Origin of the sequence: Ruminococcus sp. AF31-8BH (assembly GCF_003460605.1) — a bacterium.
GTDB classification, from domain to species: Bacteria; Bacillota; Clostridia; order Lachnospirales; family Lachnospiraceae; genus Blautia_A; species Blautia_A acetigignens.
In genome coordinates this window covers 211,287-223,641 of sequence record NZ_QTVN01000002.1, presented here as the reverse complement: position 1 = coordinate 223,641, position 12,355 = coordinate 211,287, and the positions used below count along the sequence as shown (strand labels likewise).

The 12,355-nt window shown below is 37.4% G+C and carries 11 protein-coding genes; 1 reads left to right on the top strand and 10 read right to left on the bottom strand.

Annotated elements, in window-relative coordinates; all coding sequences use genetic code 11:
• The first annotated feature begins 53 nt into the window (after window positions 1–53).
• Window positions 54–875, top strand: a complete 822-nt coding sequence (locus DWZ38_RS03475) for an antA/AntB antirepressor family protein (protein WP_117850041.1) — start codon at window positions 54–56, stop codon at window positions 873–875.
• Between the two features lie 78 nt (window positions 876–953).
• On the opposite strand, the gene DWZ38_RS22655 is transcribed toward DWZ38_RS03475, so the two are convergent.
• The 10 genes from DWZ38_RS22655 to DWZ38_RS03425 form a co-directional block, all read right to left on the bottom strand.
• The gene (locus DWZ38_RS22655; RefSeq protein WP_243000136.1) at window positions 954–2,462 is read right to left on the bottom strand and encodes a zinc ribbon domain-containing protein; all 1,509 of its coding nucleotides are present in this window, start codon (window positions 2,460–2,462) and stop codon (window positions 954–956) included.
• 62 nt (window positions 2,463–2,524) lie between these two features.
• Window positions 2,525–2,740, bottom strand: a complete 216-nt coding sequence (locus DWZ38_RS03465) for a hypothetical protein (protein ID WP_117850039.1) — start codon at window positions 2,738–2,740, stop codon at window positions 2,525–2,527.
• Complete coding sequence (locus DWZ38_RS03460) at window positions 2,740–3,072, bottom strand: hypothetical protein (protein ID WP_117850037.1); 333 nt, start codon at window positions 3,070–3,072, stop codon at window positions 2,740–2,742. The genes DWZ38_RS03465 and DWZ38_RS03460 overlap by 1 nt, the downstream gene beginning before the upstream one ends.
• A gap of 107 nt (window positions 3,073–3,179) precedes the next feature.
• Entirely contained in the window at window positions 3,180–3,812 is a 633-nt protein-coding gene (locus tag DWZ38_RS03455; protein ID WP_117850035.1) for a DUF5052 family protein, read from the bottom strand.
• Window positions 3,809–4,864: a hypothetical protein gene (locus DWZ38_RS03450; protein ID WP_117850032.1), complete on the bottom strand. Its 1,056-nt coding sequence runs from the start codon at window positions 4,862–4,864 to the stop codon at window positions 3,809–3,811. Before DWZ38_RS03450 ends, DWZ38_RS03455 begins: the two co-directional genes overlap by 4 nt.
• Before the next feature lies 1 nt (window position 4,865).
• A complete protein-coding gene (locus DWZ38_RS03445) occupies window positions 4,866–5,654 on the bottom strand; it encodes an HNH endonuclease (RefSeq protein WP_117850030.1) in 789 nt (262 codons plus the stop codon).
• 131 nt (window positions 5,655–5,785) lie between these two features.
• Entirely contained in the window at window positions 5,786–6,082 is a 297-nt protein-coding gene (locus DWZ38_RS03440) for a hypothetical protein (RefSeq protein WP_117850027.1), read from the bottom strand.
• An 87-nt stretch (window positions 6,083–6,169) separates the two neighbouring features.
• Window positions 6,170–6,859 carry an antA/AntB antirepressor family protein gene (locus tag DWZ38_RS22450; RefSeq protein WP_207661312.1) on the bottom strand — a complete coding sequence of 230 codons (690 nt, stop codon included), beginning with the start codon at window positions 6,857–6,859 and terminating at the stop codon, window positions 6,170–6,172.
• A 164-nt stretch (window positions 6,860–7,023) separates the two neighbouring features.
• Entirely contained in the window at window positions 7,024–11,964 is a 4,941-nt protein-coding gene (locus tag DWZ38_RS03430; protein ID WP_117850025.1) for a hypothetical protein, read from the bottom strand.
• A 43-nt stretch (window positions 11,965–12,007) separates the two neighbouring features.
• Window positions 12,008–12,334 carry a hypothetical protein gene (locus tag DWZ38_RS03425; RefSeq protein ID WP_117850022.1) on the bottom strand — a complete coding sequence of 109 codons (327 nt, stop codon included), beginning with the start codon at window positions 12,332–12,334 and terminating at the stop codon, window positions 12,008–12,010.
• Between the last annotated feature and the right edge of the window lie 21 nt (window positions 12,335–12,355).

Sequence of the window (12,355 nt, the reverse complement as noted above, 5' to 3'; positions counted from 1 at the left end):
ATGCCTCCTGTTTGCAAATAAAAAATTAAAATTTTACAGGAGGATTTTTATATATGAACGAAATCACAATTAACACATCTAACCAGACACCTATTGAGATTGCACTTGGCATTGATGAAGAGGGTATGACTACTGCCAGAAAGTTATATGCCTTTTTAGAATTGGATTCTAGCAATTATTCAAGATGGTGCAAGAGCAACATTACAGGAAATGAATTTGCAGAGGAAAACGTTGATTATTGGGCATTCGTCATTAATGACGAATGGGGAGGGCAGGCTACTAAGGACTACAAAATTACTGCTCATTTTGCAAAGAAGTTATCGGTAAAAGGTAATAGCGAAAAAGCAGAAGAAGCTAGAGAATATTTTACTAGACTTGAAGAAAAGGTAAAGCAACAAGTAATTGATTATTCTAAATTGTCCCCCGAACTGCAAATGTTCAATCAGATTTTCCAACAAGTAGCTAAGACCGAACTGGAACAGAAAAAACTTGCGGAACGTGCCGACCAACAAGAGAAGAACATGAAAACCATCATTGATACTTTCAAGGGGATGGATTCCGATGTTGGCACAGAGAAGTGGGTGAACCGATGTATTTCAAAGATTGCCGAGAGCGACAATTTCTCTTACTCATTCGGAAACAAATATGCCGCCGCCAGAAATGAAAGCTACCGCAGACTGACAGACAGAGCTGGTTGCCGATTAGATCAGAAACTTAGAAATGCGATTTCCAGAGCTGAGGAAAGAGGTTGCACAAAAGAGCTGATTAATCAGATTAATAAACTGTCCGTAATCATGCAAGATAAGCGACTGAAAGAAATTTACATTGGTGTGATTAAAGAAATGATGATTGCATATAGAGTAGAAATTGCATGATTGCCGTAGAGCCAAGAAGTCTTGGCTCTATTTTTATAACAGCAAAAAGGCTAGAGATTTCTCCCTAGCCTAATTTTATCAGTTAATGTATTCAACATCTATGCTTGGCAATGTTACTTGTTTCCCAAGAAGTGTTGTAGAATTTAATGTTCCGCTACAAGTTCCGTATACGGTTATCCAATCTCCTTCTAGGTAATGTGTTTCGCCATCCTCATAGCTATATGAACAATCCCATTTATTACCGTTTCCGTCAACAATATACAACGTATATCCACCGAATATTCCTTCTAATGACTGATCTATTGTTCCAGAGACAATACAATGTTTTTTATCGTAACTGTCAGGGTTTCTCAATATATCATTATAGTCCAATGTTTGGCAAAGTGCCTTGTATTCGTCCTCTGAAACTTCTTTTGAATTAGCAACTTCTTCTGTCACTACAAAATACTGTGATAAACTATCATCTGAAGCATCCTTTTTATAGCTTTTAGCTTCATCACCTTTTGCAAATACCATACAATTCTCTAAATTTATGGAATCTCCCATAAATCCCCATGAATCTACATTTGATACTGTTCCAAGAATAGCAACCACATCATCATCTTTAAGACCGCTTTCATATTTTGCATACAATTTACTATCAGATACATTAAAATTACTCATCATGTATTTATCACCAATAGTAACTTGCACCTTATTGTCTTTAATCTCACTTATTGTTGCTACAGTATAAATTTTAGCTCCGCTCATATTGACTGCATATTTATATAAATCGCTGTCAGTGATATAAGAATATTCACCAGAATTAAATGTTTGTAATTCATCATCAAAAGTAATTGGAGCCACATTCTGTTTTTTCTCTTCTACTGTAGGAGTTGCTTTTCTTTCGTAACTACTGGATTTTTCCGTCTGTGTTTTGGATGTATCTGCTGTTTTCTCTGTTTTAGATGAATACCAGCCAATTAGAATAAACACAAGGCAGATAAAACCAAAATAGTTTGCGCATCCCCCTTTTTTCTTTTTCTTGGTAGCTGTCGGCTGTGTTGTGTACTGTGGTTTTGGTGCAGAATATGTTTTAGGTTTTTCGATATTCTCAATAGTTGTTCTGGCCTTGTTTGCTTCGCCCCTGTCGCAATTATCCATTACACTCTTGTCTAGCATATACCATTCAACAACATATTGTTTTTTGAAATACCTCTCCGCAATCTCTGTTGTAAATTCCTTTGCCTGTTCATATGCGGAAGAACCTGTTGATAAGCAAATTTTGAAAGGCTTTGCATATTTCGGAATTGAAAAAGCAACTTTCAACTGTACTCTCCCTAAATCATCTGGTTCTTCCTTATCATAATTCAATACAAAATCCATAGGATTCGCTTCAAGTAACAGATTTCCTTTGTAGTAAACCTCGATATTCGCTTTTGAAGCCTTGATTCTCATGGAATCTAACATCTCAATGTCGTATTCCTTTTGCTTCTGTGGCGGTTCCTGTGTTACATTTCCCTGTGTTATCGGGAATCCACAGTTCGGGCAACTTGCCGCTTTATCACTTATTTCCTTGCCGCATTCTGGACATTTAATCAGTGCCATAAATATCCCCCTCCTTAGTATGATACCCATATTGTACCACTTTGGGACGCATTCTGGAAGCCCTATTTCGCTTTTCTATCAATTTCCGCAGTCACAGCAAACAAAAGAGCTTCGGCAAATTTCGCACCGAAAGAATCAGCGTATTTATCGTGAATCCGGTTTGCTTCCATGGTGAGATTTTCCCACTGTGGAATATCATCCTTTGAGATAAAGGCGTACTTCTTGTGGAGGTTCCATATATCTTGCCAGATGGAAAAGTAAGTCTGCTTGAAATTCATCAATACCACTTCTCCTTTAGCTGATTAATCGGTGTTCCGGCAACTCCGGCACTTTCTCCGCTGTCTGTTGCCTTGAAGTATGCTCCCGGAATCTGCGGATACATAAACTCAAACATTAGATAATTAGCTGCATCGCAAAGATATTCTGTGTTCCCGGTCTCACGATACTTTTTGATGCACATATCGTGGGATTCCAAGGCGTTTACCAACTTCTCCCCGAAGTTATCTTTTGCCGTACCATACTTGTAAAAGCTTACCTCAACCCTATTCTGGCGTAATTCATCGAAACGGTCTGAATATTCTGTTGGAAGTTCTGTTCCTATTTGGCTCATATGTTTTAATTCTCCACAATTATTTGTATTTTTTGGCGAAAAATCAATTTTATTTGATTTCGCCTATATTTTATCTGGTAAGAGGTTTTAAGACGAATTTGGCTATTTTATTGCAGTAATTCTTTATCAATAATCTGGAAATTTGCCCTGTGGATATAAAGAGCTTTTCCGTCAATCATTAGCTTTGTCATTTTAGGCAGATCGTCCGGGATTTTCCAGAACACCTCGTCACCAGAATATGCGGCTATCGGTTGCCCGAGTTGAGATTTTATTACTACAACCCTAGATTTCCCGAAATAATTTTTATAATAATTCACAATCCCGGCTATGTATGTGTTCTCTGAAATCTTCCCAGTTGAATGGCTAATTATATCCTCCTGGGTAAAATCAACCTCTGGCTTCAATCCTTTTTGCTCAAAAATACAAGTATCACCACAGCTTTCAATTTCTTTACCGTCAATCAGAATTGTAATGACGGAAGATACGTCATAGCTGGTTGTTTCGTTACCCTCGCTATCGTAGCCCTTGGATTTAGTTTTATTCCCGGCAATATTAATCTTGTCCCCTGTGGTGGTCATAACCTTTTGACCGTAGTTATCGTAGGTGTAGATTGTATAACTATTACCAGAAAGATTTCCTTTCACGTCATTCATGTAATCGTCATTAGCCGCACAGCCTGTTAGCCCAGCAATAATGCAAATACAGATAATGGTTGCCAGTAGTGCTTTTATTTTTTTCATAATGTGTCCTCCCTGTCCTCAACTTTCATTAACAAATTTTTCCGTATATAGCCAGACATGAAATGCGAATAATGGTGATCCGTGTACTCACTAAATGAAGTGCCAAAGTATTCATCAATCACTTTCATGTATGTTTCAATCTCAACATTCTGGAAGTAATCTGGATTTGGCCCGAATCCAAACTTGTCCAGGATATTATCCAAAGCGTCTTGATTGATTTTTATGTGCGGTTTTCTGGTTCGCTTTTCGTACATCTTGAAGAAATACTTCGATACTACCAGGAAGCGGTTGGTTGTATATGGGCTTGTCGTATATCCCAATTCTTCAATACGCACTGCAACCTGGTTCTTGAATGCAGACCAGTTAAAAGATTTACGGTCTATTGGAGTATACTGGATGCTATCCTCGGTCAACATATTTTTGATATGTTGAGAATTGAACCACTCTTTAGAGTGGTATGCATTTTTCTCTTTTTCTTTTAACTCCGTAGGAGATGTAGTATCTGGTTTATCATTAATATCTGAAATATAATCTCTGTTTGTAGTTTCTGGTATTGCTTGACGGTTTGAATCGTATTGATCGTTCATGAGTGCTTCATTCATTGCGCACTCATGCGCATTGGAAAAATCATCTGGCAAATTAATTTTGTAATCGCTTAAAGGATAACCTTTTTCTTTAAGTGCTTTTGCTATATTTACAAGGCTAACGCGATATTGTAAAGTTCTGTCCCATTTGTATTTTGGGTTATTTCTTTTTGAAATAAAGCCCATATTAACCAGTTCATTGATATACCGCCTTACTTGGCTCACAGATAAGCCAAGCATGATTTCATTGGATAGTTCTTCTGCTGTTTTGTATATCCAGCCATAAAATAATTCCTTTTCTTCTTCTCCATTTTTTCGTGCGATTTCATTTTCTTTTTCAATGAATTTATCTGCATCGGAAACTCTTTCAGACCAATAAATAAATTGTTTTAATATGATTGCTTTACGAAAATCTCCTGTAATAGCAAGCAAATCTTCACGCAAAACTACTTTTTTAATTTTCTCCATCTTATTCACCTGCCGCTCTGTCTAATTTATAGTGAAATTTTCTATGGCAATTTTCGCATAACACTATGAGATCGTTATCTGCAACTGATCTCATATGTTCTCGTCCGTGATTTTCATATGTTTTATGGTGGACATTAAGTTTTCCACTATTTCCGCATAGCTGGCAACGGTAATTTGCACTTTTTAACTTATAATTTCTAACTCCATCCCAATACGGTGTATGTAAAAAATCGTTATAATCCATGTTGTTAATCTCTTTGTATATTTCGTCTTGATCTGGGTTAGTTCCATATTTTTGATACATGATATAGTTAATTTTGTCTTTTGCAGATACTCCATCTCTAAAGCAAGCTTTAGGATTTAAATACTCCTTGTATCTGAGAGTAAGATTTGCAAGTTCCTCTTTTCTTTCTTTTTCCCATTTTTCATGAGATATTGATTGTTTGATCTTTATTTGCTTCTGATATTCTGTCTCACATTCTTCGCATCTGAAATACTCGTTATTAGTGTCTTTATTATTGATACATTTAATCATATTTAAAATTCTAGTTTTAGAAATCATCCGAGTATATATTTTCCCGCAAATAGGACATTTTATTTGATATTCATATAAAACCTTATCTGTGGGAGTTAAGTTATCATATCTATAAAATGCATTAGTGATTTCTGTTGTTTTTGCATTCATCAGAATTTTTGTAAGTTCAAAGTCGATAAGATCTCCACGTTTTATTAAATTGTCATTTTTTCGGATATCAGAAAAGACTACATTTTTGATAAATTCTTTGTTCATATAGATAACCTCCGTATTGGTTGTTGGCGTACCATGAACCGCCAGAATCCGTAATTATAAAACAGTGGACAGGCGTATTACGGTTTACGCTTTTCGGCGGCCAACCTAGCCCACTGGTTTTACCGAATTAATTAATCAAACATTTTGAATGTTTCCTTGCAAAATTCCTCATAGTCGGTTTTCCCGACCAGTGGCATTTTATTCCTCAGTTTTTCCATGGCTCTAAAAAACTTGCCTTGGTCTTTATTCCAGATTTTACAGGAAATTAGAAGATACTTCTCTTCTGTATGTCCAAATTCTTTTCCGAAATTCACTCTAATTTTCTCATTCTTAAAAAGTTGGTCTGCCAGATACTCTTCTGTATCTGCAAAAATGTATTCACTGCGGAATAAATGCTTTTGGATTAAGATGTAATTTTTATATGACATGATATTCCTCCCTTTGAAAAAGGTTCCATTTTAAATCGAACCTTTCCAGACCTCATTTTAAATGCGGGCTGTCTAAAAGATCAAAATTTATGCCGCAATTTTATTAATTCCTTTATTCAGAATAAATTCTTTAATTTCGTTATACCCCCAGCCATATCCGACCAACGCACTTACAAGCATTTCAGCATTTTGTATTTTCACAAGATCTTCTTCCGAAAAACAATCTCTCATATTTTCTTTTCTGGAGATTCCAAAATCTTCTCTCAGCTGCTTGGCGTTTTTACCAAATATGGACTTGTAAATAACGTCCGTATATGTAGAATAGGCATGTCCGTGCATTCTTTCATTTTCAGAAGATTGTTGAATTGCTTTTGTCAACGCCTGTCTTACTGCTATTCCTTTGGCTCGTTCAAGTTCTGCTGCACGCTGCTTTTTAAAAGCAATTTTTAAGGATTGTTCGCAACCAATAAAATAATTTCTTGCTTGTTCTCCTCTTTCAGATTTTGATAGCATTGAAAGTTTTTTGGCAAAATGGGCAGTTATCTTATAATCAACAGTTTTATTACCCTCGACATCAATGTCGAACCCCCAATAGTCTTCATTTTCTACCGCAAATGAATTGTCGATAATATTTGTTTTCGCCCATCTTGAAAATTGTCCCTGTGCAAGTTCTAAAAATGAATATAGTTTTCTTGCAGTAGTCATGCCTTCTTCGTCAATCCCAAGTGCAATCTCAATAGGTGTCTGTTCGCTTGTTACTAAAACTTCATTTCCCATTCTTCCATTCCTCCTTATATTGATGGATAAAATAAAAAAGAGCCGCCAAGTAAGATAAAAATTCCTCAAAATCGAGAAATATTAATTTCTTCTTAGCGGCTCAAAAAATCAAGACCGTGTGTACTTCTTCATTGAAAAAATTATACCACACAATCAGTCAAAAATCAATATGCCGGGGACGGTTTGAAACGGCTATCCGTATCGTTCTGGGCTTTTGTTACTGCTTTCGCAATCTCGCTTCCGTCCAGAATAATGCTGTTCATAATGTACTGCGGATTCTTGTTTCCGCTGTTCATACTCATTGCCATTGCAACTCCCTGGGCTACTGCTTTTGCCATTTCTTCTTTTGTAAGTCCCATGCTTCCGTCCGAACTGGAAACAATGCTGTCTGCAATCTTCTTCATGGTTCGTGGATTTTCCAGCGGAAGGACGGCTTCAGAACCGGCTTCACCGATACCGATTACCTGTGCGCCGTTGAAAAGACCACCTTTGGCGTACCAATTAGGCTTATAAACTGGTGTAGAACTGGTTTTTCCGTTTCCGAGGTTATGCTTTCTCCATTCAGAGATTCGATATGTTAATGTTGGTAGATGAACTTGTTTCATACCATTGGCGAAAGATTGTGCAGTTTCCCGACCCATTGATGTTAAATCATTTTTGAACAGACTTGTGATATAATCTGAAATACCAGATAAGTTAGATTCTGTATAAGTCTTCATGTTTTCGGTTTCTGTATCAACCTTGCCAGAAGCCTTTTCCCAAATCTGGTTTGTATTGATCAAAACGGAAGACCAATAACTTTGAATGGTGGTCATAACCTTACCCATTACATTTCTTGTATCAGTGTCCATGGTTCCGAGAGCTGTCGATACAGCACTTGCGGAATTTTCCCAGTTTGTTTTGGAGTTGGTTTCAACATCATCATTCGTGTTCTTTATCTTTGACCAAATGGAAGGCATTGTGCTTTCTGTGCTTTTTTTCATTCCAGCCATTGCCGTGCTTACAGCTGCACTGGCTATTCCAAAACCAGTCTTAGAGTTTGAAGAAATGGATTTCGTAGCTGTTTCCACTGATTTGCTCATTGTTGATGAAGATTTTGGAACATCTTCTGAAAAAGCTTTAATAACTTTTCCTGTGTCAATTCCCATCTCTGCCATTTTATCCATCAAGGCTTGGAATGCGGCTCTGGCTGTTGCACCAGATGATTCTTGTTGCTGAAGGACAGCACTTAATTCATCAAACTGCGTTGGAGTGATTACTGCTTGATTTGAAAGTCTTTCTAATGCAGATTTCGCATTATCAAATTCTGTCCCCATCGTACCGATATATTCATTAATATTACTTACATGAGAATTTGTAGAAGTATCGGATTCTTCCATTGCCTGTTTTAATGCTTGCTTAAATGTATCGGAAGAAATTCCAAGATTTTCAAGTGATGTTTCTACGGTTTGGAGCTGTCCATCAAAATCAAATGCATTGTCTTTCACATTTTTTAAATCACCGCCAAGACCGATAAATTTATCCCCGGAAATTCCAGTTTGGTCTTCAAGGATTTTTAATGCTTTTCTAACAACTTCAAAATCGTTAAATGCGTCAGCTGTGGAGTCTTTAAAGTCCATAGCTTTTTTTACCTGTCCAAGTCCTTCCATGACAAATGCAGTCGCACCCATATTAGTTGCGTATCCCCAAAATCCTTGGAATTGTCCACCAGCTGTTTGTGCGACATCACCGAGATTTTTTATCTTTTCTGCAAGTGTAGTAAACCCGCCATTTCCAGCCGTTTCCGCTGCTCCACCAATATCACCGATGATAGCAGGAAGAGAAGATGCGGTATCAAGTGGGAAATTTAAAAGTTTTGAAGCTAATGAACCGATTCCACTTGCAAAGGAAAAGATTTTGGTAGCAATATCCTTGGCTATTTTTATCGCAAACAATGTTCCGAATGCAGCACCGACTTGTTTTATAAATTCTGGATCAACTCCGCTTAACTTCTCGGAAAGCCAATTAATAGCATTTGCGATACCGTTGATTAAGTCCGCTCCGATATTAATTACTCCTTCAAGCCCAGTGATTAGCGCATCTGCGAATCCCTCTGCGAAAGGCTGAAACGCATCCCAGAGATTCCCAAGAGCAGTTCCAACAGCATTCCAATCAACCTTATCAATAAAATTCTGTATTGAGGTTTTTACACGGTCAATACTGCTCCAAATCCACTCCCAGTCAACATCAATAACTCCGAAATTATCAAGTGCAAGTACGATTCCACCGATGCCAAGTGCCATTGACGCATAAGGATGTTTTGCCAGTAAAGAAAGTCCTTTTCCTAATGGGCTGTCTTTTCCAATGATTCCACCAATAAAGGTTAATCCTTTGAATCCTAGAATCGCCAAAGAAATTTGGCCGAGACTCTTTCCTATAGCTTGTGCTGTTTCGGGACTTATATTTTTTATTGCTTCTGCGATAGAATTTAGACCTCCAGGAACAGTTGAATTGATGAAATTCTCTCCGACATTAAGTAAATCTTTATAAAAATCCACAATGCCTTGTCCTACATTCTTTGCAAATGGAACCAATGCATCCCAGAAATTTTTCAGTGATTTATTAAGTTCTTCCCAATGAATGTTGTTTCCGAAACTGGTCAACGCATCAACTAATTGTGGAATTGCGCCGTTCATCGTCCAAGTTCCGACTGGAACGAGAAAATGCTCGTAAAAATCCATAAGTCCCGTCCAAACAAATTGTGTTGGCTTTTGGAGCATAGTAAACAATCCTTCTAAAGAAGTTTGGAGCTTTAACCAGTTGATTTTTGTCAGCAAATCATTTGTAATGTTAAAGAATCTTGGAAGTCCTGAGTTGTTTGATAATGACCATTTACCGATTGGCTGTAGGTAATTCTTCCACAAATTTTTCAAAGCATTAATCGAAAAATTTCCTAGTCTGCTTAGACCTTCATTATAAAGCTTCTTTATTGCGGCAGTGGTTGGCTTTGCATTCTTTCTGATTTGTTTAAATGCCTTGATAATCTTATCAGATACAGTTTGCGCTTTATTCTCAACATTTGCAAATGCTTGATCCCATGCTTTTTGATAATCAGAAAGTGCTTTATCGAAAGCAGCGTCCAGTTCTGGTATATGGGCACTTCCCAGAGCCCCGCTTCCCGAGCTTCCACTTGAACTTGATGTCTTGTTATCATTCAACTGGTTCAATTCATCGAAGGAAAGAACAGAAAGAGTTTTTTGTAATTTCTTCGCATTGTCGTTTGCATTGTCGAGCCCGGATGCAGCATTATCTGTGCTGTCTGCAATATCTCCCATATCGACTGAAGCTTTTCCAGTTGAAGATACATAATCCGATAGCTTAATGCCAAGTAGTTTTGCGAGCCAAGAAAAAGCTCTTTCCAATGCCATAACAAGACCGTTAATATATGGAAGTACTTTTGCAACAATAGGGAGGAACAATGTTCCGATACTTCTACCAAGTGCTTCGAAATTAGATTTCAACATACGAACCTGGTTGGCTGGTTGATTAATTGTTGAAGCCAAATCAGCCCATGCATATTTAGAACTATTCAATATTGTAATTGTTCTTAATATAGCTTTATCTGACTGGCTTAGACTTGATACAGTAGCGTCAATTCCAAGATTATAAAGTTCCTGTTGTAAATTTGCTACACGGATATTAATACCATATTTATCAAGTGCCCTGCTCATTCCGGTTATGCCAGAAGCCATATCATTCCAAACATCGTTGAATTCAAGATTTTTTACAGAAGCAAGGTCTGCTCCGATTTCTGTTAAAGCTTGTGAAACCTTAGTTGATGCATCTGCTGTTGCCCCCATTGATGACGCCATCTGTGCATAAGTAGCTTGATAGTTCATCGTTTGTTTTGGATCAAGTCCAAGGCTCACGCCTTTTGTTCTAGTCAGATCACCTGCATCTGATACTTCAAATCCGGTCATTTTTTTTGTCAGCTCTTTTGCACGCTTTTCAAAGGAACCGACATATTCCTCTGCGGATTTTACTCCTGCATTCTGCCATTTGCTGATATCTAATCCATCAGTAACTTGATCGAACGCAGAATTAAAATAATTAAGTGTTTCAACATAATCTGATGCAGAATTTACAGAATTCCAAAGTGCTTTAATTCCTCTTGTCACCGTGAAGAATTTCGCATATAATCCGGCAAGTTGTGAAGTTAATGAACCAACTTTTTTTGAAGTTACGTTTGCATTATTTCCAAATCCAGTTAAAGCAGAACTAGCAGCTCCAATCATGGATGATAACTTTTTCCCAGCATTTCCAAGTCCGTTTGTGGAATTTGATAATCTCGAAAATGAATTCGAAAGAGAATTTGTGGCTTTATTTATTTTTCCACTTGCAGTAGCTAACTGTGCCAAAGCTTCTGTCATTCTTATTGTATTTTCGCTGATTCTTGGCGCAGTTTTCATTACATTGAAGAACGACAATACTTCATTCGCTAGTGTTCCAAGTTGGCTTGATGTTTGCCCGATTTTATTCCCAGCGCTTGCCAATTGTGCAATTGACTGAACAAACCTATTTACGGAATCTGAAATTCCATCAACACCAATAAAGCTTTCTGTGATAAATTTCAAGTTACTTCCCAATGCAGGTAATTCAGCTGATACATTCGCAATATATTCACCGGAATTGGCTAATCTAGCCATTGAATTAACAAAACGATTAACACCGGAAGATACATCTGGAATCTCTGCCAAATTGCTTAATTTATGGATTATTTCTCCAAGTTTTCCAGAATCAAATCCACTAACATCAACCTGGCTAAGCCTGTTGATTGAGTTGATAACTGCATTCAGACCAGAACCTTTATAATCTACTCCACCCATTGTCTTTATGGAATTTGAGAATTTTCCAATTCCATCAGCAATGCTTGTCATTTTCCCTATATCAAGTTCTTTTAGCTTTCCAAGTTCCCTTACACAACTACGTAATCCGTTTGTATTAACTCCGCTTAATGCGGAATTAACTTCTGTGAGTTTATTTGAAAGATTAGTCAGCGCACGTACTGCTTTTTCTGTACTACTGCTAATTTGTATATCAAGGGTATCTATGGTATTATCAGCCATAAAAACACCTCCTTTTTACAAAAAAATAAAGGGCAGACAAGACTTATTCATCCTGCCTGCCCTTTTCATGGTTAAGCTCAAAGTTCGCCTGCATGAGTTGCAAGCTTGCCAAAAGTGCGTTTCTCTGTTTTTTCTTTTCTTCTTCGGAAAGTATGCCTTCCTGTTTACGCTTTTCTTCCTCTGCTGATTCCAGTAAAGGTTTCTTCAAATACTCTGCTTTGGATTTTTTCCCCATTAAAGCATTTGCAACAGCTGTGAATGTGGCTGATGTTTCATAAATGCCCGCTTGCCAGAGTTCGGCATCTTTCCTCTTTTGGCGTATCTTTTCAGCTTCGAGATAAGGCTTTAACTCTGTTGGAGTAGAATCCATAAATTCTTCTTTAGATACACC